Here is a 24,989-nt window from a genome sequence, read left to right on the forward strand (position 1 = left end):
ACAAGATCTACATGAATTTTAAAAAAAAATACTACTTCTGGATAGGAGTCCTGGTTTTTGGATGTTTTAACGCAGACGCACAAACGCCCAATGTTAATATACCTTATTCCTACCAGTTTTATCAAAAACTTAATAAATCTGTCTATGATATAGACAGCAGATCCCATTCTTCTATTAAAGGATTTTACGCCGATGACTCTTTATTGATACAGCGTTTCGAGGGTTTGATGAAAATGGGGACTGATTCATTGAACAAACGTTCCTGGGTGAGAAGAAAAATTACGGAGGAACATCTTCTGAACTTCAAAGGAGATGATTATGAGGTGTACGCTGATTTTTTACCTGACCTTCAAATAGGTAGGGAATTCAATCAAAATACTACTACCTGGCTAAATACCAGGGGTTTTCAAATTGGAGGTAAAATAGGAAAGCAATTCTCTTTTTATACAAATGGCTTTGAAAACCAAGGTGTTTTTGCGAATTATATGACTGATTTTATTAATACCAATCAAGTCGTTCCAAGCCAGATGACCGGAAAACTGGATAAAAGTACTAAAGATTGGTCTTATGTAACAGCTTTACTCTCTTATACTCCCAATAAACATTTGAATATTGCCCTCGGTTATGATAAAAACTTTATCGGTGATGGTTATCGTTCTATGCTACTCTCGGATGTTGCATCAAACTATTCCTTTTTAAGAGTTCGCGCCAGTTTGGGTAATGTTCAATACCAAACGATATTTGGTTATATGCTTGATCCTGGAGCCACAAAACTGACTACAGACAGGCGTCTTGGAGATAGAGGTAAATGGGCAGCAATGCACTATGTGGACTGGAATGTGACCAAACGTTTTTCAATCGGTTTTTTTCAGGCAGTTACCTGGGCTGATGCTGAACCGGAAGGTAAACGTGGATTTGATTTTAATTATGTACACCCTTTTATTTTCCTTCGTTCAGTAGAAGGGGCAAATACCACCTCTCCTGATAAAATGCGCCTGGGCTTAAATGCAAAATACGAAGTATTGGATAAAACGACTCTTTATGGTCAATTTATGATCGATGAATTTACGGCTAAGGAATTTTTTGGAAATAAAGGTTACTGGGCTAATAAATGGGCTTTGCAAATCGGACTTAGAGGATCAGATTTATTCAAAGTAGAAGGGTTGAACTATCTTGCTGAATTTAATACAGCCAGGCCTTATGCTTATGCTCATTTTGATCGGGTTTCTAATTATGCGGCCATGAATCAGCCCTTAGCACATCCTTTAGGAGCAAACTTTAGAGAAGTATTGGGGATCATGAATTATAGTTATAAAAGGTTTGACTTCCAGGGGCAGTTGATGTATGCGAGATATGGCTTAGATCCTGAAGGCGCGAATTATGGGAAGAACATTTTTAAGCCTTATGACACAAGAGTCGCTGATTACGGAAATAATATCGGGCAAGGAATTAAGACGAATCTATACTTTGCCGAGGGACGTGTTTCCTATCTTCTAAATCCAAAATATAACCTCCGCTTGGAATTGGGCGGGATCTATAGAAGAGAAAGTAATACCGTAGCTAAAAATACCGGATTAATTACTTTCGGACTTCGCAGTACCTTCAGAAATTTATATCAGGATTTCTAAGAGATTTAAAATGTAAAATGACGACCACTAAGACTATAATCATCGCTGGTCGTGTCGGTTTTATTGGCGCCCATGGAGTAAATACGTCGGTTTGTAAGCAATTATCTGGAATACAAGATTGTCAATCTGGATAAGCTTACTTATGCGGGGAATCTGGCAAGTTTAACCGATATTGAAAATGCGTCTATTTCCACTTTTCCTAAATAACATCAAAAATAAAAAGGATCTCCCCGTTTATGGAAAAGGAGAGAATGTTTGCGCAATTGATATTTAGAGGCCATTTCATATCAATTATGAAGCGGCTTTTTATTTCCCAGAATATCCCGACTATAGTTTTCGTTCAGCCCTATTTGATAAAGGATTAAACGTTATATTTATCTGTTGTTTAATTAAATTTCGATAATAATATGCAGGCAATATTAAATCTAAACGAACTTCGGAATTATTCCTATTTTCCTGAAAATATATATTTACAGGGGCACTCTACCGTTGGCGATGGAGGTGAAGGTGTTTTTTATTGGGATCATCTAAGTCTAGAAAACGATAATAACGGTATTATCATTAAAGTAACAGGTGTAAGTGAGGGAAGATGGAAAAGATTATTTGATGGACAAGCAAACGTCAAGTGGTTTGGAGTAAAAGCAGACGGGATGGATGATACTATTGCATTACAAAATGCTATAGATTGTTGGAATGTTATTTATTTACCGAAAGGTGAGTATAAAATTACGTCTTCAATTGTATTGAAGCCAAGATCTTATGTGTATGGCTCACAAGTGACGGCAACAATTGTTAATGCCTATGGTTGCGATGCATTTTTGGTAGACGGTAATGATGGAGATAATATTACTATTGAGAAAATTCAGATAAGGGGATATTCTTCCGCTGGAATTGGAGATCCGAAAACTTTTACAGGAATTAAGTCGAGGGGGGAATCTGAACATCATGTTAATTACCTAAATATTAAAGATATCTTTTTGATCGGTTTTTTATACTGTATAGATTTACAATTTACTTGGAACTCTCTGATCGATAATGTTGAAACTATGAATTGTGCAAATTCTGTAAGAGTTTTTGGACAAACGGTTAATAATAGTATTAACAATTCAAGGCTAACCGCAAATGGTGGAAATGCTTCAATTCTGACTCAATCTGATGGTGTGGTCACTGGAGAGGGGTTGATGATAAATAATACATTAATGGCCAGCGGCGCATATGGTGTGAAGGTAGAAGGTAGTTTTTTATCGCTATTAATTTCTAATAGCCTTATTGACCTAATTTCGAATATTGGAGTTTATTTTACTGATGCGAAGTCCACACTTATAAGCAATACCTGGATTTATGCAACCAATAGGGGAATTGAACTAGCCCCGTTAAGTGAGGTTGTAGATCAGAACATAAGCATATCGAATTGTAGAATCCAGGCTACTGCTGAAAATGGTTCTTGCATTAAAATAAATGAGCTTAATAGAGGGGTTTTGATCAGTGGAGGATCCTTAGTCTGCAGTTCGGGAGGGAGATGTGTACATACCTATTATGCGAGAGCGATAGCGATTGGAACTCTTTTCTTAGTAAATCCCAGTACAACTATTGATAGTATTCTTGTTGAAAGTTCAATCGATGTTTTGACAAGTATGCTGGTTGGTAATGCTACTATCGAAATTATTTAGAATTTAAATATTCTACTTTTATATCTCAATAACATCATGGAAGAGGAAAAATAAAGAGCCTTCTATCGGGATCGGACCATCACCTCGTGGTGAATACGAAATCACAGATGTGAATAAAGAATACCTGGAAAGAGGTAAGCTGAAGGTGGGGATCTTAAGTCGTGGAACTGCATGGTTAGATACTGGTACATTTGCTTCATTGATGCAGGCAGGTGAATTTGTTCAGGTCATAGAAGAGCGACAAGGCCTAAAAATCGGATGTATTGAAGAGATCGCTTACCGTATGGGATTCATTACTGCTGAGCGGCTTAGGGAAATTGCTACGCCTTTGGTAGAGAGTGGCTACGGAAGTTATTTATTAAAACAAATTAGGTAGTTTCCTGGTTAACGCATATAAAAGCTACCTCGTAATTGATATTGGGTAGTTTTTTTGTGTTTTTCCTGATTTAGCAATCTTAAATGAATTTGTTTAAAACCTCAACTACCCGATATATTTGCTCCGTATCATGAGCAAAGGAACAAGGCAAACTCAATGTCGTCTCGTGAATTTCAGAAGAGATCGGGAAATGCAAATCATTCATCGCCTTAAGCGCTTTCTGTTTATGAGGAGCTACGGGGTAATGTATTTCCGTTCCGATACCCTCATCTTGTAGATACGCTTTAATTCTATCCCGTTCAGGATGTCTTATATTGAATATATGATAAATATTTCCGAAACCCTCAGTAACTACTGGCTTAATGTAGGATTCATTAAGATTTTCAAGATAGATCGTTGCCAGCTGTTGTTTATGCTGATTGATTTTATTAAGGTATGGTAACTTGATCCTTAAAAAAGAAGCCTGAATTTCATCTAATCTGGAATTAAATCCTATAATTCCGTTGTGGTATTTCTTTTCAGAGCCATAATTTCTAAGTTGACGCAGCTTCTCATAATCTTGACTGGACTTACAAATAATTGCTCCTGCATCGCCCAATGCGCCAAGGTTTTTAGTTGGGTAGAAACTAAAAGCCCCGAAATCCCCAAAAGTACCAGCCATCTTTCCTTTGTAAGTTGCACCATGTGCCTGGGCACAGTCTTCTATGATTTTTAAGTTATGGTTTCTGGCAATGAGGAGGATTGGATCCATGTCGCAACATTGTCCGTAGAGGTGGACAGGCATAATGGCGACAGTTTTTCCGGTAATTGCAGCCTTTATTTTTTCAGGATCAATATTATAAGTCCGAATATCTGGTTCAACAAACACCGGAACAAGGTTACAATGCAATATGGCAAGGATCGTGGCTATATAGGTATTTGAAGGAACGATAACTTCATCTCCAGGCTGAAAATTACAGCACTTCAGCGAAAGTATAAGCGCATCAAGACCATTTGCTACCCCTACTACAAATTGTTCCTGGTGGAAATCCCCAAACTCTTTCTCAAAGAGGGAAACTTCATCACCAAGTATGTACCATCCTTTATCCAGGAAATCTGAAAATCGCTTTTTAAGTTCAGCTTCAAAAGGATGGTTTAGTGTTTTTAAATTTTCATAGGGAATTTTCATAAGGCTCATAAATGTAGTCTTTGGGGTCAAATGCTGTGGAAGCTAAAACCAATAAAATAGCGTTGGGTGAAAAATCGTGCATAATGTGCCAATCCTGTGGTTCTAAAATCAAGCACTTTTCCGGCGAGTCGAGATTGAATAATTCGACTTTTGTGTTGTCATTATTTGTTATTTTGCAAGATCCCTGAATGCATATTGCAGCCTGATGGGTATTGTGATGTCTGTGACCTCCGCGGTCTGAATCATCAACAGCATAAATATAAAATAATCGCTTGATTTCGAAATCGACAACGCGGTCGAGGACAGTTAAGATCCCTCTGGAATCTTTAAAGGTTTTAAGATCTATGATATGGGCCATAAGTATTATTCTTCAAAAGTAGGAATATATGTGAGAATGATCTATGATGGAATAACTTGTGGGGAAAATAAAGAGCCTTCTATCGGGATCGAACCAATGACCTACTGATTACAAGTCAGTTGCTCTACCAGCTGAGCTAAGAAGGCTTTTATTATGACATCAAATGCGATAAATATCGCCTGATGCTCTGGTGAGGCCACAAAAGTAGAAAAATATTGTTTCCCGGCAAATTATTTTTTAAAATAATTTATCCTTTTCCAAAGGTCGTGTATGCTCCCTTTGCTTTTAACTTTTTTAACCGTGGTCCTTTATGTCGGGAAGTATAGAAACGGAGTGCTTCTTCAAGTACGACAGGCTGAGGGGTAACCTTGTATAGCGCTATAAAATCTCTGTAAATTTCTACGGCTAGTTTCGGCGAGTCGAAATACGACGTATTGATCATTAATAGCAATAGCGTCTTTACTCTTTCTGCATCAATCGTAAATTTCACTATGTTTTTGGGAATCTTTGATTCATCCAGCAGGTAGAGCTTTTTCAGTTCGCCATAAAAGCCTATTTTTTCAATCAGGAGCTGTTGTTTTCCTTTAATAACGTAATGTGTCACCTTGACTGTAATCTCATCCTCAGTGAGCGCTTTTGTAGGTAAAAGCCTCCATAGAGGCTGGTCATAGAAAATATGGCGTATGAAATTGATCTGATCCAGGTCATATACTGGTATACTTCGCTGCGGGAGTGTGTAAATTCCTGTTTCAGGATCTTTGAATACGGTTCGGGAAGTAATCTTTAATGTTGGGTTTTCTATCTCTTTCAGATGCAGGGGAACCTCATCCATCAGAAAAGCCATATCTGCAATCCAGAAGCCTAGGGCAACTCTCCGCCTCCAGACGTTATAGATGATCTCCAGATCTATGGCGTAAACATTATAAATGAGTACGGTCTGCATATTTCTCTTAAATTTCCTTAAATATGCGGACTATTTCGTAAATAGTAAAATTTGAAAAAAAACTTAAGGGATTTTATTCTTGAGACTGAGGTTCTTCAGTCTCGTTTTTTTTATAGTGATAAGTATCCGGTTCTCCGGTTTTGTGTCTTACAAGGACCCCTTCATCAGAGAGCAGGTTTAACCGGTGACTGAGTGATTTTCGGATAAAGCTTTTTCCAAATAACCGGATACAGTTCGCTTCAATTTCATCCAGATTTACCAGTCTTCTATCAAAGAAGCCTGTTGTAATTAGGGTAAGAATCGCATTCTTTGGACCGATTTCTTTTACACTTGGATTGATGACTTTAAGTACTTTTTTCCTCGAAAGAACTGGTTTTTCCGGAATCAGGTCATGAAGGTTTAGTAAGGTTTTGTTTTTTCCCTTGCCAGACTTTTTTCCCGACAAATGAGATTTATCCGTTTGATTAATGGCTTTAACGATTTTATTCAGGTGTCCTAACGTATACTTAGCCGTTAATCGCGGGTTCTCCGCATTTGAAATATAGCCTTCGGCGATTCCCGCTTTATTTTCGAGTGTCCTATGGGAAATCTCTTGTTTTTCGCGGGCTTCTTTGACTTTATTGATCGTCTCTAAATCAGCAGCTTTTACCGTTGATGGGTGCCACTTTTTCTCTTTTTTGGCCATTGCGCAAGAAATAGCCTTTGCAAAGACTATTTTCAGTTGAGATATCGGTGTAATCGAAAAAAAGAAGCGGTACTGGTGCTGTAAACCAATCCTTTAAAGGGTGCTACCTAATAGAGAAATTAACGATTGGTGAATTTTTGAAAATGATAATGACAAGGTACGTAAACTAACAGCTAATATTTTTTGTTTATTAGTTAATAGCCTTTTGATTGGTTTTTTATGGCGTAATCCTGAAGTAATCAGTCTTGAATGCTAATTAGAGATAGATTTCAAATTGTGTTTTGAATGTACTTTTTTTTCTTATAAATGAAAAGACCGGCAATTTGCCGGTCTTTTCATTTATATCAATAAGAAAAATGGGATTTAAGGAAGGATGTAGCTCGCCACAACAGGAAGATGGTCTGAAGCAGTGATGTTTTTAAGCACCTGATGGCTAGCTACTTTCAGGGGACTGCCTTTTTTTAACAGAATGAAGTCGATCTCGTCTTTTGGGTTAACCTCCGGGATTGTCGGATCGCAATTCTCCCTGCAGCTGCGGGTAAAATGTTGCTCGAGTATGGCCATTGCCGGATTTTTAGCGTCAAGATTAAAATCTCCGGCAAGGATGACCTGCCCTTTTCTTGATCCCAGAACCTTGTTGATTTCGGCAACCTGAAGCAAACGGTGTTCGTCTTTTAAGTCCAGATGTGTACAGGCGAAATCTAATGATTTTCCAGTAGGTAGGGTTACATTTATGACGGCCAGGCTGCGTGCCTCGGCTGGCAGGCCTGCTTTAGCAGGTAGAGGAAAGCGTTCTGTGCGGTTGATTTTGAACTTGGAAAGAATGGCAACGCCATATTCACCTCCGTCATAATCTATGCCCTTAGAGAAGAAAGCGTACATTCCTGTCAGTTCCGCCAGTTTTTTCACCTGGTCAACTCCATTTGCCCTGCCGGTTCGCACGTCCAGTTCCTGAAGGGCTACAAGGTCTGGTGCCTGACTACTGATGACATTCGCAATGGCTGGTAAGTCAATTACTCCATTTTGTGCGGGTGGATTTCCATGATGAATGTTATAAGTCATCACTTTTAACGTTTTTTTTTCGGACTGTGCAACCGTTGTAAATGCGTACATAAGAAGTAGGCAAACCGCACCCGAGAATTGAAAATTTAGTTTCATATATGCTTGTGTTTTATCTGTTTAAAAGTAGAATTTTACTTTCGGATTTGATAGTTGCTTTTCCGTTGATATCAAACGTTTGCGCGGTCAATTTCTGGAAATTATGATGGATCCCAGCTATCTTAGGTTCGATTTATTGGATCAGATAGCTATGGAACGAAGAAAATTTTTAGGAGCGATATCATTAATGGGACTGGCAGGAACGATACCTCCAGCATCACTTTTGGCGGTCGAAAAGAAACCTTTTGAGCTCGCGGGAATGGCGGGGAACGACAGGGAGTATTGGTGGAGATTATTGTATAAAATAGCAAATCCCGTCACTGCTAATCTCGCGGAGGGCAGTCTGAAGAAAAATATGAGGGTAGAGAAGTCACCTTCTTTCGACTCCCGTTCTATTCATGTCACCTATCTGGAAGCTGTAGGCAGGACCTTTGCCGGGATTGCACCATGGCTTGCCTTGCCAGACGACGATACTAAAGAAGGAGTATTCCGTAAAAAGATGAGAACGGACGCGTTGTCAGGGCTAACCCGTTGTTTCGATCCGGCAAGTTCCGATCAATTAAATTTTAAAACGGATTATCAGCCTATTGTAGACGCGGCCTACCTGGCTCATGCTTTTTTGCGTGCGCCAAAAGCACTGTGGGAGCCACTGGATTCGGCAACTAAAGAAAGAATAATTGCTTCATTTAAGTCATTAAGAAATAGAAAACCATTCAATAGCAACTGGTTGTTGTTTGGTTCCATATCTGAAGTTTTTCTGCTCTCAGTAGGTCAGGAGCCAGATACAGAGCGGTTAAATAAAGGGGTAAAGAAATTAAATGAATGGTATAAAGGAGATGGTTGCTATGGGGATGGGCCTAACCTGGCTTTCGATTATTATAACTCTTTTGTCATTCACCCAATGATGGTGGATACATTAAAGGTAATGGTGGATCATGGAATGGCAACATCAAAAGAATATGAGCTCGCCCTCTCCCGAATGGGGAGATATGCTATCGGTCAGGAACGGATGATCTCTCCGGAGGGAACCTTTCCACCAATCGGGCGGTCCATCACTTACCGAACAGGGGCACTACAGGCATTGAGTCAGATTGCTCTGATGGAGCAGTTGCCGACACCAATAAAGCCGGCACAGGTACGCGCGGCACTTACGCTCGTCAAAAAAAACATGTACGACGTAGATGGTACCTTTGATGAAAACGGATGGCTGCAATTGGGCTTCGTTGGCCATGATCCGGACATTGCTGATTATTATACTTCTACCGGGAGCCTTTATATGGCTACCCTGTCCTTTTTGCCTCTTGGATTACCTGCAACAAACGAATTTTGGGTGGCACCGGCTGAAGACTGGACGGCAAGAAAAGCATGGGGAGGGGAAAAATTCGCTAAAGATTATCATGTAGATTATTAATCAGTATCAATTTCAATATTAAAATTCGGATATTTAGAAATCCTTAAATATATTTAAGAGGACGGAATATTGATTCATGATAATGAACATCCCCATGTTGAAAACAGTGACTAGCGGTTTATCGTTGATGATCTGCTTGTGCCTATGGCTAAGCAGTGCTTCTTTTTCTCAAACAAAGCCTAAACAGGGTAACCGCCCAAAGATTGGTCTGGCACTCAGTGGCGGTGGGGCAAAGGGGATGGCGCACATCGGTTTGTTAAAATTGATTGATTCTCTGGGCATAAAAATCGATTATATTTCGGGAACCAGTGCCGGTGGAATCTTCGGCGGACTTTATGCCATCGGCTACACACCAGACACGCTAAAAAAGATTGCGTTGAGAATTAACTGGCGGAGGGTGCTGAGTAATAAAGTCCCTTTAAATCAGATCAATATTGAGGAAAAAGACGAGTATGACAACTATATGATCGAATTTCCGGTAACGGGAGGGAGACCTAGATTGCCGGGGGCTCTAATTGAAGGGCAGTATATTTCTGAGGTCCTCAATACGCTTACTTATCCTGTAAAACACATTAACGATTTTAATAAATTACCTATTCCCATTACGATTACCTCCTCGGATATTGTAAATGGGGGATTGGTTTTGCAGCATAAAGGTTCTTTGCCGATGGCTATCCGCGCTACACTGGCCATACCTGCAGCCTTTGCTCCGGTATATATTGATGGACGCTTGTTGGTGGATGGCGGCCTGGACCGAAACTTCCCGGTGCAGGAAGTGAAAGAAATGGGCGCAGATATTGTGATTGGTGGTTATACCGGATTTCGTCTTTTTACAGAGAAAGAAATTGAAAATCCAATGAAACTAATATACCAGACCCATGCGTTCAGGTCTGTAGAGGATTCGAAAAAGCAGGAAGCCATGGCAGATGTAGTCGTTGATTTTACTCAGGCACTGATAGGTTACTCCACAGCTGATTTTTACCAGAACAGGCGCATCATTGAAATAGGGGAGAATGAGGCGAGAAAATACTTGCCGCAACTGATTAAAATTGCCGAAGAACAGAAGAAATATCCTCAGGAAAGTACAAGAAGAGTCATTGAAGATCCTAAGTTGCCGGTCACAAAAATCACTTATCAGAATGATAAAGGGCAGCCTTTGGATTTTCCTGTAATGGAACAATTTGCAGCCTCACGTTTGGGCTTGGGGGCGGGAAAAGAGTTAAAAGTAAAAGCAGTGAATGATGGCGTTGCAGACATTTATGGAACACAGTTTTTCGATAAGGTGTATTATACGTTCGAGAATAATGGAGATAGTGCATTGACGATGAATGTTCGTCTGAAACAAGGGAAGCCAGGCGCCTTCAAAGCATCTGTTCACTACGATACGGAGCAGTCGGCCGGCTTGATCGTAAACTATACTTACCGGAATATCCTGTTGAGTAAATCCAGACTTCTGGCTACTGTAGACCTTTCGGAGCGATTTAAAGCGAGATTCGATTATTATAAGTTCATTAACGAGAACAACAGGATGTGGCTTAAAGCTTCTTTTAGTTATCAGGCATTGCAGAATAATTCTATTCTTTACCGGTTGATTGCAGATGAGAATTATTATAATAACATGATGAATGCGGAATTGTCTCTGGGATATAGCCTTGGGCGTTCCAGTTACGTTTCTATAAGTGCGGGTCATGAAAACGAGGCGATTAAAAGAGGCCCGAATTTACTTAAACGTGTTTTTGGGGAAGGAAATGATATCCGGACACTGTATAGCCACAGTAATCAGGCATTCGGTCTTCTTTTCAGACAAAATACTTTAGATAACCTGTATTTTCCAAAGCGGGGTAATTCACTAACCATTCAGGCGAAGTATCTCGTGAATAACAGGCTCAGCACGAAAGTTCCAGATCCTGATGATGAAAAAGGACAGTCGATTTATCAATATCTGAACCCTATGGATGGTCTTCCGGGAAATATTGCGAGAATCTTCCTTAGCGAGAATTTTGTGAAGCGGATCAATAGAAGGCTCTCTTTGAATGCTTCCGCTTCCTGGGGATTCAATTATTCGGAGAGATATGGGTTTGAATCTTCCTATATGTACGAAAGTGCTAAGTTTAGCATAGGCGGAATAGATGGGAAACAAGATGTGACGCAAAGTAATTTTATCGGATTGAAGCGGGCGGAGGTTGGACTGAATAGCCTGACTACCTTTGGTTTCGCCTTGCAATACAACTTCAAAGGGAACTTCTATCTGACTCCGCAGGTAAATGTAGGTTGGGAAAATAGGGGCTGGAATCCTTTTAATGTAGCCTTTAATGACGACTACCTTTTCGGGTATGGTGCCAAACTCGGCTATATGTCCTTCGTTGGCCCCATTAATTTTTCCGTAGCTAGAACCAACGGCTTTGACCGCAATCCCTGGAGAATGTATTTGTCTATTGGCTTTAAGTTTTAATCTATTTGATTTCGATCGTCATTTCTATAGCTTCCAGTGGCATGTCGTCATGATATTCCAGCATGGCCAGGGCGGAGTAACGGCCTTTCTTAAGGTTGGCGGGAATAGCAAGGGGAATGGTTCTGTTTGCATCAGGAAAAATAGGGAACTCCACACGTTCGAGCTTAATTTCCTCGCCGGTCTCCATATTGGTTAACTCCAGTCGGGCCTGGCATTGCAGCATTATGTTTCCCGTATTTTTGACAAAAAAATTATAACTGCCTTTCAGGGTTTTGTCGGGACGAAGGTCAATAGCCTTCGCTTCAAAGTTGTGGATTCCGGGAGGAACCTGATAAAGGTGAATGCCAAATCGGAAGATTTCATTGATCACTGCATTTACCTTTCCTTTTTTCTTTTTACTGTTTTCCTGCTCTTTTACATTTTGAACAAATAACATCGCCCATTTCATCTCTTTAAGCATTAAAGTATCTGTTGGGGTGTTTAGCGTAACCCGGACCTCTTTTGATGCTCTGGGTTCTATTTCTATAAAAGAATTGTCCAGTTTGATCCAGTTGGCACAGGAGCGGCTCAGTGTCCCTGCTTTCAGGTATTGGTGATTGCCCAGACTGTCTCTTAACCAATCTCCCAGGGATAATTGAAATACTTGCTTCTCATTGGAGATGTTTACTATTGTAATGGTTTGTGAGGAACTCTCTCCGGCTGCTGCGTTGAAGCTGAGTAAGGTTGGATTGATGTTGACCCGCTGTGCATTTATGATAGAAGGGCAGGTCAGCAGGCCTGATATTAAAACGAAAGAGAATAAGATAGCTTTCATAATTGAATTTTGTGTTCGGATGATCTTTGCAGGTGTTGCAATAATAATGCAGTTTTTATTTTGGGTCGATTTTTGCAACCCTTAAGGAACAGTGCTGCTTTGTTTTATGAAATATTTATACCTGTCTATATTGTTTTTTTGTTTCTTCATCCGGACGAATGCCCAGCCAGCCGCACCTTCTCCCTGTACCGCACTGGGAACGGAAGCCCGAAATAAGCTAACGGTTGTTTCTGAAGGAACGCTGAACTTTACCCTGGGTACGCTCAATAGTTTTGAAACCGGGCAGACTTATTCCAATAACATCAGACTCAATGTCTTGTCCCGAGATTCCAAATATAGGGTGTATGTGGCTGCAGAGCTTTCCCTGGCAGGGAGTCCTTCTACGGCAATTCCGTTAACCAATTTTCAGGTCCAGACAGCACTGGTTGGAACCAATCCTCAGAACAGGATTACCGTAAGTAACCTAACACTTTCGGGAGCTTATCAGCAATTCGTGCAACGCACAAATGTCACGGGTACTGCAGCAGATGTGTTCGACCTGACGGTGAAACTATCAGGAATGAATACTTATACCCAGGCGCCTGGTAATTACATACTTAAGTTTCACTATAGACTGTGTCACTATTAATATGAAGGGTTTCATTAGAACGATTGTTTTTATAGGATCGATTATTTCGTTTATCCCATCGGTAGGTGTGGCCCAGCGTTATGTGACCAGAAGTCGTACTGTACAGTTATATCAGGTGCTGGATGTCTCTTTAAGCAGTACAAGCTCGGTCTTTGATTTTTCTGCTTTGGCGAACTATGAAAATGGGATCACCAAACCTGGTATGATCACAGCTACGGTTAAAGCCAATGTACCCTGGAAGTTAACGTTGACGCTGGCAAGTAACACATTATCGCCCCAGATTACCCCTACGCCGATGCCAGCAAGCGTGATAGGGATCAAGGCTTCAACTGCTTCAACCTATACCCCCGTCCAAAACAATGCCCCCTTTTTTGTTCAAAACAACAGGGGATTATATACCATTGTCTTCGACCTGAGAGCACTTCCTGGCTATCAGTATGAAACGCAGGAGTACCTTGGTGATTTTTATTTTACTGTGTCACAACAATAGTACTTTAACTTAAACTTGTTACATTTTCGTGTGAAGTATTTTCCTCAAAATTCCCCGTTTTGAGAAAAGTGTGGTGTTGTTTTTCTACGTTTTTCTCCCCATTTATAGGTAGTAATACCTATTTTACTGGCATGTCGTTTGTCTCTGTGTTTGCGTATTAACCAACAAACAAAATTATTCGATGAAAAAAATTTTACTCAGTGTTGCACTTTTTTGCGCGACACTTATGACTGTAAATGCACAAGTCGCTACAGGTACGACAGCTACGCGTACCCAAAACATGAAGATTGTCATCAAAGAAGTCTTCGATCTTGCCTTAACACCGGGTACATTACAAACCATTAGCTTTGACGCCCTGGCTAATTATGATGCTGCGGGTGGTATTGAGCTTGCTGCTGCAAATACAGTGAACTATAAAGCCAACCATTTGTGGAAAGTAACCGCAATTGCAAATGCACCTGAATTTACCTATGCTTCAACAGCTAATAGTAAAGTAGCTGATCTTTCTCCAATGCCGACTTCTGTCTTGCAAATCCGTAAAACAGGTGGTACCTATCAGGCCCTGCCTCCAAGTACCGGCGCGGCAATTACAGTAGCATCGGGTACACGTGGTACAGGTAACTTTACCCTTGATTATAAGGCTGTTCCCGGATATACTTATCAGACGGGTGAATATACTGTTGGTGTAATCTATACCATGACCAATCAATAAGCAATTTCCGGCATCATCATAATTTAATAAGGAAAGCCCTCAGATAAAAGGGCTTTCCTTATGATGGAATCGTCGGTAATCCTATGTGTAAGATTCGCTGTATAAGCCTGCTTTACCTGGCTTTTGTCTCTTTTCTGTGCTGTTCCGCTGCTGCGCAATCCATTGACCTTACTTTCCTGAAGGATACGGTGGAGCAAAATGGGAATACCTATAGCTTTAATACGGTAATTTTAAGAAATACCTCTGCGGTAGTTCGTAAGTTTACCATCGAAGCTCAGGCTCCTGAAGGCTGGCAATTGCTTTTCGACAACCGTAAGGTCTTCGAACTTGGCCCCAATCAAACCCTTTCCCTGCCCATGAGGCTTGCGGCCGCTATTCAAACAGAGGCGACGATTTACAGCGTCCGTCTGTTTTTGAACGTTGCAGGATATTCACAGAAGTCAGCTTACGCTTATTATGCAAGGGTTGGTGCCAATTCAAGATGGCGCGTTTCATTGCTCAATCCAAATTTGCTCTTATCGAGGGCAAGCCGGGAAAATAGCTTTCTTGTATTGCTCAGTAACAAAGGAAATGCAACGGAAGAACTAAATGTTCGTATCAATACATCCCTGACGCTTTTGCAGGCGAGGAACAGTACCCTCAAGCTCGCTGCCGGGAAAGACACCACGCTTGTTTACAGTTTCAGCGTCGCCGCTAAGTTTCTGGATGATTTTAAAAGCCAGGAGGTCATGGTTCAGGTGACGGATCAAAAAAAGCAAAACCAATTGCTCCTGCAAAGAATTTCAAGCTTTGGGACTGTTTTCCGGGAGAACCCTTCCGGCTGGTATACCTTTCCGTTAAGTATTGAATTCGTGGCTCAAAATTTTACGACCGCTCAGAAAGCATTGTATATCAATAGTAACGGAAGCCTGGATTTGGATAAAGGCCGTTCCCTGAATTTCAATTACAGAACGGATAACTTTAATGCACAATCTGATGGATCTTCGAGATATGCATTCCTCAATTATAATTCTCCTAAATGGAAGATTTCTGTAGGAGATCAGTCTGAATTTGGTGATTTTCTGATCGATGGTCTTGGCGCACGTCTGGGCTTTGATAATGGAAAAGGATACCGGACTGAGGTGCTTGGTGTAGACAGCAGGCTTGGTGATGCCAGGTTGTTCAGGTTGAATCAACAGCTTAATTTCCTGGGGAATCAGCAGCTGGAGAGCCAGACCCTCGCGAGCTTTGACCGGGAAAATAAGATCAACAGTGTACTCAATATGAGTACTTACGAGCTGGGCTGGAGAAAATATAGCCGCCTCATTCTTCGTGCAGGAATCAGCAGGGAAGAGTTTTACCGGTTCAGTGAGCCGCTGAGAAAAACGGGAAGTACCCTTGGGGCGACTTATAGCTATAGCGGTCCGAATTTAACAGGAAGGTTTGGCATCACTGCTACAGACGTCAACTTTCCCGGGATTAACCGTGGTTTAAGGCAATCCAATAATGAACTGACCTACCATTTTAAGCAGTTATCGCTGGGCCTGTTGTTCGACTATAACGAACGGCAGCTCAATCCTGCTTTGGATACAGGTACGGTATTAAGGCAATTGTTAGGTGGTCGTATTGCAGAATACGGACTGAAGACAGGCTGGAAGTTCGATAAAGGGTACGTTACCTTGATCAGCTCAGTGATCAATCAGGTACAGTCGTCCAGTGACCTGCTCCTGATCAGGTCTTACAAGCTGAATTTTAATGCAGGAAAGGAATTTAGCAACAACCTGTCGGCTTCATTTTCAGGAAACCTATTGAGAAATCAGGCTCCGGATGATCCTTCAGCAAAGGCGGGGTATAGCCTTAATGCTTATGCCACCCTTGCTGCAAGAAACTATGGGTTCTTTGTCAGACTGGACAATGGACCTTCTTATTATTTTGATTTTGTGAATTACCTGAACAATGGTTATTCTACCAGAAGGCTTCAGTTTTCACCCTATTATGAGCAATCTTTTTTTAAAGAAATTTTGCATTTCAGGTTACAAATGGATTATACCGATGATCGTTCCCTACCTGTTCCGGAATTCATGGCGCGTGGAGATTTAAGTATGGACCTGAACAGCAAAGGCTTGTCTTTCCGTATTTTTGGTTCCAAAAATGTAGGGGCCATCTCAGGAAACAGGTCCGATTATGTGAGCATGAGTATCCGCAAAAATTTCAATGTGCCGCTGCTGGGAGTCAAACGCTTTGTGACGCTGAAAATCCTCGTTTTTAAAGATTTTAACAGCAACGGAATTTATGATCTTGGAGATGAAAGTATCCCGGATGCTGCGATCGGAATCGCTGCACAGAATTTCCTGAGTAATAAAAAAGGGGAGCTTAGTTATAAAAACATTAAAGCGGGCGAATATGATGTAGACCTGAGCCGGGTAAATACGGTGAAGGGATGGATGCCCAGAAATGGCTTCCGTCAGCATTATGAAGTCCGCAGTTCGCAGACCGTTTATATCCCTTTTAGTCAGAGTCACTACCTCTCCGGGAAATTGAATGTTCAAAAGGATCCGCGCTCCAACCTGGTCTTTCGTCCTGGTAATATCAGGATCAATATGACCAGTTCAAGTGGAGAGAGCTTTAGTACATTGACGACAGAAAGCGGTGAGTTTTTTATTAACCTGCCTCAGGATACCTATAAAGTGCGGATCAGCAGCAACGTCTTTGATGAAGATTTCAGGTTGCTTTCCGATACTTTTAATGCCGATCTGCTGCATAAAAATTCAGAACACCTCATCTTTGAAGTGCGGGAGCGTAAGCGTCAAATCAATATTAGAAAACAATATTAAATCTTCCATTTTATAGTTGCTAAAACTATTTAAATCTTTCCTATCTTCGTTTTGTGTGCTAATTGATTTAAAGTAATTACAACCAAATATTAAAAAATGAGAAGAAGATCATTTATTCAAAAAGCAGGATTACTCGGGGCTGGGTTATTGGCCAGTGACCTGGTGTCATTTGCTGCAGAACCAGGTTTTCCTACTGTAAGGGTTCCATTGGCGAAACGTCACTTTAGCAGTAAAGCTGTAGAAAGTGCCATCACTGAATTTACATCCAAAGTAAAAAATAAAGAACTGGCCTGGTTATTCAATAATTGTTTCCCGAATACCTTAGACACTACTGTTACTTATACGGAGACGGCGGGTAAACCGGATACTTATGTGATTACCGGTGATATTGATGCGATGTGGCTGCGGGATAGCACTGCGCAGGTATGGCCGTATCTTCCTTTTTTACAAAAAGATAAACCTTTAAAAAATCTCGTTCAGGGGGTGATTAATCACCAGGTAAAATGTGTGCTTAAAGATCCTTATGCGAATGCCTTTTACAATGACCCGAACAAAGTAGGGGAATGGAAGGATGATGTGACTGATATGAAGCCGGGGCTACATGAACGGAAATGGGAGATTGATTCTCTTTGTTATCCGATTCGTTTGGCTTACCATTACTGGCAGGAAACAAAAGATACCACTCCTTTCGGTGCAGACTGGCAGGCTTCGGTAAAATTGATTTTAAAGACCTTTAAAGAGCAGCAGCGCAAGGAAAACGACGGGCCTTATACTTTCCAGCGTAAAACTTCATGGGCTACTGATGGCGTTGCTATGGCGGGATACGGATATCCGGTGAAACCTGTAGGCTTAATCTGTTCTTCTTTCAGACCAAGCGATGATGCCACCGTATTCTCCTTTTTGGTGCCTTCGAACTTCTTCGCGGTGGTGAGCTTAAAGCAGGCTGCTGAAATCTTCAGAGCGATAAAAGCAGACGAACAAACGGCAAAAGACCTGGATGCACTGGCAACAGAAGTTCAGGATGCTTTACAGAAGCATGCCATCATTAACCACGAAAAATTTGGCAAAGTATATGCATTTGAGGTTAACGGAATGGGAAGCTTCAACCTGATGGACGATGCGAATATCCCGAGTTTACTTGCCCTCCCATATTTAGGTGCAGTGCCGGCAGATGATCCGGTATATCAGAATACCCGTAAAATGATCCATTCTGTAGAAGACAATCCTTTCTTCTTTAAAGGGTCTGCTGCAGAAGGAATCGGTGGTCCGCACATAGGTAAAGATATGATCTGGCCAATGAGCATCATTGCAAGAGGGCTCACCAGCTCGGACGATAACGAAATTAAGTTGTGTCTTCAGATGTTGCAGTCTACGCATGGCGATACTGGTTTTATGCATGAATCTTTCCATAAAAACGACCCTAAGAAATTTACCCGTGCCTGGTTTGCATGGTCCAATACCATCTTTGGTGAGTTCCTTTGGAAAACTTATAAAGAAAGACCGCACCTGTTGGGCTAACACTTTAAAAGACCTGGGCTAACGCGCTAAAAGAAATATCAGCCTTCTGAAAATAAATTCAGAAGGCTTTTTTGTGCGGTTATACATCGGGTGCTAAAACCTTTTTTGGCCAAAATTGCTTAATATTTTGCAGGAATGGTTAAATAATTGTTTGATAAAATTTCCTCCCTTGAAGCCATGAAATTATTATCCAGAACCTCCCTGATCCTGATTCTTTTATGCGCCGGATTGACCGGGTTTACGCAGCAGAAAAAAGTAAGTATTATTCCACAGCCGGTTAGCCTTCGTTTGCTGGAAGGTGATTTTGTAATCAATAAAGAAACAACCATCAGTCTGGATGGTGATAAAAAAGTATTGAAACCTGCGGCAGCCTTTCTTCAAAGCTATATCCGGGGGATCTCTGATTGCGATTTGCAGTTAAAAAAGAACAACCTAAATGCCATCACCCTGAAAATTATCGATAACCCGGTGATCGGTGATGAAGGATATACCCTGACCGTTAATAAAGAAGGTGTTCAGATTGCAGCAAACGGACGTGCAGGAATTATTTACGGAATGCAAAGTCTGTTTCAAACCCTGCCTCAGGTACAAACGAATAGGGAACTGAAGGTGCCTGCAATGGAAATCACTGATTATCCCCGCTTTAAATGGCGTGGAATGCACCTGGATGTGGGACGCCATTTCTTCTCGGCAGAGATGGTGAAGGAATACATAGACCTCATTGCCGCATATAAGGTCAATACTTTTCACTGGCACCTGGTAGATGATCAGGGATGGAGGATAGAGATCAAAAAATACCCTGCCTTAACAGATGTTGGCGCCTGGAGAGTAGATCAAACTGCTTTTCCCTGGGATACCAGGCCACAGGCAATGCCTGGGCAGGAAGCTACTTATGGTGGGTATTATACCCAGAAACAAATAAAAGAGATCATTGCTTATGCTGCGGTTAGAAATGTAAATATTGTACCGGAGATAGAAATGCCAGGGCATGTGGCTTCTGCCATTGCTGCTTATCCGAATCTCAGCTGCAGTCAGCACCCTCAGTTGCCCTTAACAGGGGGTAATTTTACAGGAGCATCCTCGAATTACTGTGCGGGGAACGAAGAAGTCTTTACTTTTCTGGAAGAGGTGTTAACAGAGGTCGTGGCTCTTTTTCCTTCAAAATATATCCATATCGGAGGTGATGAAGTGGATAAAACTTCCTGGAAAAGCTGTCCGCGTTGTCAGGCAAGAATGAAAACGCTGGGCCTGAAAAATGAAAACGAATTGCAAAGTTACTTCATTACCAGGATGGAAAAATTTCTGATCGGTAAAAAAAGGAAAATGATTGGCTGGGATGAGATTTTGGAAGGTGGATTGGCTCCGGAGGCGACTGTAATGAGCTGGAGGGGAGAAGCGGGGGGAATAGAAGCTGCAAAAATGAAACATGATGTGGTCATGACCCCGGGGAGTCCCCTTTATTTTGACCATTATCAGGCTGGTCCCGAGGGAGAGCCTCTGGCTTTCGGAGGATTCAATACTGTTAAAAAAGTCTACAATTACGAACCTATCCCTAAAGAACTCGATGGAGAACATGCTAAATATGTCCTGGGTGCTCAGGCTAATATCTGGACAGAACATATCAGGACAAAGGAACATCTGGAGTACATGATGCTGCCGCGTATGTTGGCTTTGGCCGAAGTGGTGTGGTCGCCGGCACAAGCAAAAAACTGGAATGGATTTTCTGAACGGTTGAAGTATCATTTTAATGGCTTTGAACAAAAAGGATATCATTTTTCGCCTGGGAATTATACCGTTGCCATAAAGCCGGCCATCAGTAATGGGAAATTAACTGCCGAACTACTGTCGGATGCCATTGACGGACAGATTTTTTATACCCTTGATGGAGAACAGCCTACTATAGGGAGTCTTAAATATACCGGACCGGTAAAGATTGATGCTACGGCGACATTAAAAGCTGTTTATGCAGTAAACGGAACTGTAATGGGATTGGTTCCTGCCAAACAATCCTTTGTTTTTCATCAGGCAACAGCTAAAAAGGTGGTTTATACCAACCCGGTGAGTCCAAATTACCTGGCAGATGGCCCGAATTCATTAACAGATGGAATTCGTGGAACAGCTGCGGTTAATAAATACTGGCATGGATTCAGTGGGCAGGACCTAATCGCAACGATAGATCTGGGGGCAGAAACCAGTATCGGGAATATTAGCCTGGGTTGTTTGCAGAATTATAAAGACTGGATCATGATGCCAAGGTGGGTAAAGTTTGAGCTTTCCGATGATGGCATTACGTTCAGGGACCCGAAAATCATCAACAGTCCGGTTTCTCCGGAAGAAAAGATGACTTTAATCTATGACTTTCAAGCCGCTTTTGCGCAGAAGAAGGCCCGTTTTATCCGGGTGACGGCTAAAGTGCTGGAAGCTTTGCCAAAAGGCCATAGCGGGGAAGGAAAGCCTGCCTGGTTGTTTGCGGATGAAATCATCGTTACAAAATAGGCAGATTTGAACAATCTGAAAGGGGTTGGATATTAATGGGGTAATGTTATATTTGTTATAGCGCAAATAACATTGCCCTTGAGAGAATTCATCCCTATGAAAATACCCCATCTCCCGCCGAAGGAAAAAGAAAGATTACTTGCTCTAAAAAGTTATGAACTTCTGGATTCAGGAGCGGAAAAAGAATTCGACAGAATTACTGAGCTGGCTTCCTTAATCTGCGAAAGCCCGGTTTCCATGATCGCCTTGCTTGATAAAAACAGGCAATGGTTTAAGTCTAAAGTAGGAATCCAGGAACAGGAAACCCCGAGAGAACTTGCTTTTTGTCAATATACGATTCTAAATCCCGGAATTTTTGAAATAGAAGATGCCAGCAAAGATGAAAGATTTAAAGACAGTGTGCATGTAAAGGGGGAGCCACATATCAGATTTTATGCGGGATATCCCCTGGTAGATCCCGGCGGCCATGCCCTGGGCTCTTTATGCGTGTTGAGTCCCAGTCCGAAAGTCCTGAGTACGGTACAAAAGAATGCATTGTCCCTGCTGGCTGATCAAGCCATGGAGTTGATTGTGCAGAGAAGAAAAGCAGCGGAAAGCCGTTTTTTTGATAACTTTTATCAATTGTCTAATGACCTGATTTGTATCTCTGGTCTGGATGCCTTTCTAAGACGTGTTAATCCTGCATTCAAGCGGGTGTTGGGTTGGAGCACGGAATACCTGCTCAGCAATAGCCTGTTGACTTTTATTCATCCCGATGATTTGCAGCCCTGCCTCACTGCGCTGGAAAAGCTATCTGCCGGAGATACGACCACCAGTTTTTCTGCAAGGTGCAGAACTTTTGATGGCGATTACAGGACTCTGCAATGGACGGTTACACCAGAACCGGGTACAAAAAACGTCTTTGCGATAGGAAGGGACGTTACGCAGGAAAATCTGAGGATAGCTCAGGTCAAAGAAAGTGAACATAACCTGAGGTCTTTTTTTGAAAATTCTCAGGGCTTAATGTGTACCCATGATCTGGAAGGTCAATTTAAAGCAGTCAATACTGCAGGTGCAGCGTTGCTGGGCTATACGACAGAAGAGTTCTGCAGGATGAGTATGTTTGAACTGATCCCAGTAAAACACCATCCGCATTTACAGACTTACCTTAAAGAAATTAAGAATAACAGAACTTCATCAGGATTGATGACTACCCTTCATAAAAATGGTTCACACAAGGTCTGGCTGTATAATAATTTGGTGGAATCTGGTTCTGGGGGCAATCAATATGTGATTGTGAACTCTATCGATGTCACAGGAAAGCACCGTTTGGAACAAGCCCTGGACCGGACCAAAAAGATGTTAGAGCAAACCAACCGCATGGCACAGATCGGCGGATGGGACCTGGATGTCGGACTAAATAAAGTGACCTGGTCTGAAGTGACGAAGCAAATATATGAAGTCGAATATGATTTTGAACCTGAACTGGAAACAGCCCTTCATTTTTATAAGGAAGGAGAGCATAGGGACAAAATCCGCAGGGCGATGGAATTAGCCATGACTAATGGGGAAACCTGGGATCTTGAGCTGATGATGGTCAGTGCAAAGGGAAATGAACGTTGGGTCAGGTCGTTGGGGCATGTGGAATTTGAAAATGAAAACTGCAAGCGGATCTTCGGTACATTTCAGGACATCACGGATAAAAAGAGGGCAGAAATAGCCTTATTTGAAGAGAAAGCAAGGCTCCTGGCTTTTGTTACCCATGCACCGGCAGCAGTAGCGATGTTTGATAAGAAGCTGCGCTATATTGCGGCAAGTAACCGCTGGATCGAAGAATACCATTTGGAGGAAACGCCAATTCTTGGAAGATCTCATTATGAGGTCTTTCCTAATATAACCCAGGAATGGAAGGACATTCACAGCAGCTGTCTGAAGGGAGAGGTCATTAAAAAAGATATGGACATCTGGCGGCCGACGGGTTGGGATGATGACCAATGCCTTCGCTGGGAGGTCCGGCCCTGGTATCAGTTTGATGGATCTGTAGGGGGCATTATGATGTTTACTCAGGACATTACTGAAAGCAGCAGACAAAGAGGGGAGCTGCATAAAGCAAAAGAACAGGCAGAACAGGCCAGTCTTGCGAAATCCGAATTCCTGGCCAACATGAGCCATGAAATCCGGACGCCGTTAAATGGCGTGATCGGTTTTACCGACCTGGTGCTGAAAACAGTTTTAAGTCCAACACAAGAACAATACCTGACCATCGTGAATGAGTCTGCAAACGCGTTGTTAGGCATCATTAATGATATTTTGGACTTCTCTAAGATCGAGTCAGGGAAACTGGAACTGGATATCGAGAAATGTGACCTCTATGAACTGTCGAGTCAGGCTGTTGACATCAATACCTATCAGGCACAAAGTAAGAGTCTGGAAATGTTGTTGAACGTCTCTGAAGATCTGCCCCGTTTTATATGGACAGACGAGGTAAGGTTGAAACAGGTGTTGATCAATCTATTGAGCAATGCGGTAAAGTTTACGGAAAACGGCGAGATAGAACTAAAGATCGTCGCACTGGAAGCGCCATCGGAAGACCATACCCTGTTTCGCTTTCAGGTGAGGGATACCGGAATCGGTATTAAATTGGCAAAACAACATCAGATATTTGAAGCCTTTTCTCAGGAAGATGGCTCTACCACAAAAAAATATGGAGGAACAGGGCTCGGACTGACCATCTCCAATCAGCTGTTAGGTTTGATGGGAAGCAAGCTGGAATTGATCAGCAGCCCGGGAAATGGAAGTACTTTTTTCTTTGACATCAAGCTGAAGGCGGAAGAAGGGGACCCTCTCGAGTGGACCGACCTTTCTATGATTAAAAGGGTATTGGTGGTCGATGACAATGAGAACAATAGAATCATCATTGAACAGATGCTCTTGCTCAGAGGAATCAGCTCGGTTGCAGTGAAGGATGGTTTTGAGGCAATTGAATTGCTCAATAAAGGAGCTCAGTTTGATGTGATCCTGATGGATTACCATATGCCGGAAATGGACGGATTGGAAACCATCAGGCAAATCCGAAAACGATTTAACAGCAAATCGGATACCCAGCCTATCGTCTTGCTTTTCAGCTCTTCTGACGATGATACTGTGGTTCGCGCCTGCGATGAGCTGGATATCAATTGCCGTTTGGTCAAGCCCGTTAAGATGAGGGATATGTATTATGCTTTATCTCATTTGTATCAGGTGAAAAAAACAAAGGGAAATGGGCCTGCTGCACAAACAGAGGGTAGCAAAAAGCTGATCCATGTCCTCATTGCGGAAGATAACCTGATCAATATGCTGCTAGCGAAGACCATTGTCAGAAGGATTGCACCCAATGCCGAAATCCATGAAGCCTCAAATGGATTGGAATGCCTGGAGTATTGTAAGTCAAAGGTTCCGGATATCATCCTGATGGACGTGCAAATGCCGGAAATGAACGGCTATGAAGCCGCAACATACATCAGAGAGCAGTTGTTGCTGAAAGAATTGCCGATCATTGCGCTAACTGCAGGAAATGTTAAAGGTGAAAAAGAGAAGTGTATCCTGGCTGGAATGAACGACTTCTTGTCGAAGCCGGTGCTGGAGGATGAAATTGCACAGGCATTTAGAAACTGGTTAAAATAATAAGGCTGTCTGAAGGGTATGAATTTC

General features: G+C 41.9%; 17 protein-coding genes, 1 tRNA gene and 1 pseudogene. 12 read left to right on the forward strand and 7 right to left on the reverse strand.

Annotation, left to right across the window (positions count from 1 at the left end):
• The first annotated feature begins 11 nt into the window (after positions 1-11).
• The 3 genes and pseudogenes from BLQ87_RS15375 to BLQ87_RS15385 all read left to right on the forward strand — a co-directional run.
• A complete protein-coding gene (locus BLQ87_RS15375) occupies positions 12-1,628 on the forward strand; it encodes a gliding motility protein RemB (RefSeq protein WP_074608352.1) in 1,617 nt (538 codons plus the stop codon).
• 407 nt (positions 1,629-2,035) lie between these two features.
• The gene (locus tag BLQ87_RS15380) at positions 2,036-3,298 is read left to right on the forward strand and encodes a glycosyl hydrolase family 28-related protein (protein ID WP_074608354.1); all 1,263 of its coding nucleotides are present in this window, start codon (positions 2,036-2,038) and stop codon (positions 3,296-3,298) included.
• Between the two features lie 70 nt (positions 3,299-3,368).
• A pseudogene (locus tag BLQ87_RS15385) lies at positions 3,369-3,674 on the forward strand (sugar phosphate nucleotidyltransferase); the annotation flags it as partial.
• Between the two features lie 79 nt (positions 3,675-3,753).
• On the opposite strand, the gene BLQ87_RS15390 reads toward BLQ87_RS15385, so the two are convergent.
• The 6 genes from BLQ87_RS15390 to BLQ87_RS15415 all read right to left on the reverse strand — a co-directional run bounded on the left by BLQ87_RS15390 (position 3,754) and on the right by BLQ87_RS15415 (position 7,986).
• Entirely contained in the window at positions 3,754-4,851 is a 1,098-nt protein-coding gene (locus tag BLQ87_RS15390) for a DegT/DnrJ/EryC1/StrS family aminotransferase (RefSeq protein ID WP_074608356.1), read from the reverse strand.
• Entirely contained in the window at positions 4,826-5,200 is a 375-nt protein-coding gene (locus tag BLQ87_RS15395) for a sugar 3,4-ketoisomerase (protein WP_074608359.1), read from the reverse strand. The genes BLQ87_RS15390 and BLQ87_RS15395 overlap by 26 nt, the downstream gene beginning before the upstream one ends.
• Before the next feature lie 73 nt (positions 5,201-5,273).
• A tRNA-Thr gene (locus BLQ87_RS15400) sits at positions 5,274-5,346 on the reverse strand.
• Between the two features lie 101 nt (positions 5,347-5,447).
• The gene (locus BLQ87_RS15405) at positions 5,448-6,143 is read right to left on the reverse strand and encodes a hypothetical protein (RefSeq protein ID WP_074608361.1); all 696 of its coding nucleotides are present in this window, start codon (positions 6,141-6,143) and stop codon (positions 5,448-5,450) included.
• Positions 6,144-6,216: 73 nt separating this feature from the next.
• Positions 6,217-6,828 carry a helix-turn-helix domain-containing protein gene (locus BLQ87_RS15410; protein ID WP_074608363.1) on the reverse strand — a complete coding sequence of 204 codons (612 nt, stop codon included), beginning with the start codon at positions 6,826-6,828 and terminating at the stop codon, positions 6,217-6,219.
• A 363-nt stretch (positions 6,829-7,191) separates the two neighbouring features.
• Positions 7,192-7,986, reverse strand: coding sequence for an endonuclease/exonuclease/phosphatase family protein (locus BLQ87_RS15415; protein WP_074608365.1), 795 nt, complete (start codon positions 7,984-7,986; stop codon positions 7,192-7,194).
• Positions 7,987-8,137: 151 nt separating this feature from the next.
• Between BLQ87_RS15415 and BLQ87_RS15420 the strand changes: the two genes are divergently transcribed.
• Complete coding sequence (locus tag BLQ87_RS15420; protein ID WP_074608978.1) at positions 8,138-9,397, forward strand: DUF2264 domain-containing protein; 1,260 nt, start codon at positions 8,138-8,140, stop codon at positions 9,395-9,397.
• A 76-nt stretch (positions 9,398-9,473) separates the two neighbouring features.
• Positions 9,474-11,849 (forward strand): patatin-like phospholipase family protein, encoded by a 2,376-nt coding sequence (locus BLQ87_RS15425; RefSeq protein WP_083361895.1) that lies wholly within the window; start codon positions 9,474-9,476, stop codon positions 11,847-11,849.
• Position 11,850: 1 nt separating this feature from the next.
• On the opposite strand, the gene BLQ87_RS15430 is transcribed toward BLQ87_RS15425, so the two are convergent.
• Entirely contained in the window at positions 11,851-12,663 is an 813-nt protein-coding gene (locus tag BLQ87_RS15430; RefSeq protein WP_143010457.1) for a fimbrial biogenesis chaperone, read from the reverse strand.
• A 106-nt stretch (positions 12,664-12,769) separates the two neighbouring features.
• Here BLQ87_RS15430 and BLQ87_RS15435 point away from each other — a divergent pair, with 106 nt between their 5' ends.
• The 7 genes from BLQ87_RS15435 (at position 12,770) to BLQ87_RS15465 (ending at position 24,962) form a co-directional block, all read left to right on the forward strand.
• Complete coding sequence (locus BLQ87_RS15435) at positions 12,770-13,291, forward strand: hypothetical protein (protein WP_074608369.1); 522 nt, start codon at positions 12,770-12,772, stop codon at positions 13,289-13,291.
• Position 13,292: 1 nt separating this feature from the next.
• A complete protein-coding gene (locus tag BLQ87_RS15440) occupies positions 13,293-13,781 on the forward strand; it encodes a hypothetical protein (protein WP_074608371.1) in 489 nt (162 codons plus the stop codon).
• Between the two features lie 181 nt (positions 13,782-13,962).
• On the forward strand, positions 13,963-14,493 hold the full coding sequence (locus tag BLQ87_RS15445; RefSeq protein ID WP_074608373.1) for a hypothetical protein: 531 nt from the start codon (positions 13,963-13,965) through the stop codon (positions 14,491-14,493).
• A gap of 83 nt (positions 14,494-14,576) precedes the next feature.
• Entirely contained in the window at positions 14,577-17,306 is a 2,730-nt protein-coding gene (locus tag BLQ87_RS15450) for a COG1470 family protein (protein WP_074608375.1), read from the forward strand.
• 96 nt (positions 17,307-17,402) lie between these two features.
• Positions 17,403-18,824 (forward strand): glycoside hydrolase family 125 protein, encoded by a 1,422-nt coding sequence (locus BLQ87_RS15455; RefSeq protein WP_074608378.1) that lies wholly within the window; start codon positions 17,403-17,405, stop codon positions 18,822-18,824.
• Positions 18,825-19,001: 177 nt separating this feature from the next.
• Positions 19,002-21,320, forward strand: a complete 2,319-nt coding sequence (locus BLQ87_RS15460; protein WP_074608984.1) for a glycoside hydrolase family 20 protein — start codon at positions 19,002-19,004, stop codon at positions 21,318-21,320.
• Between the two features lie 96 nt (positions 21,321-21,416).
• Positions 21,417-24,962 carry a response regulator gene (locus BLQ87_RS15465; protein ID WP_074608380.1) on the forward strand — a complete coding sequence of 1,182 codons (3,546 nt, stop codon included), beginning with the start codon at positions 21,417-21,419 and terminating at the stop codon, positions 24,960-24,962.
• The last annotated feature ends 27 nt before the right edge of the window (positions 24,963-24,989 follow it).

Source organism: Pedobacter steynii (assembly GCF_900103665.1).
Taxonomy (GTDB): Bacteria; Bacteroidota; Bacteroidia; order Sphingobacteriales; family Sphingobacteriaceae; genus Pedobacter; species Pedobacter steynii.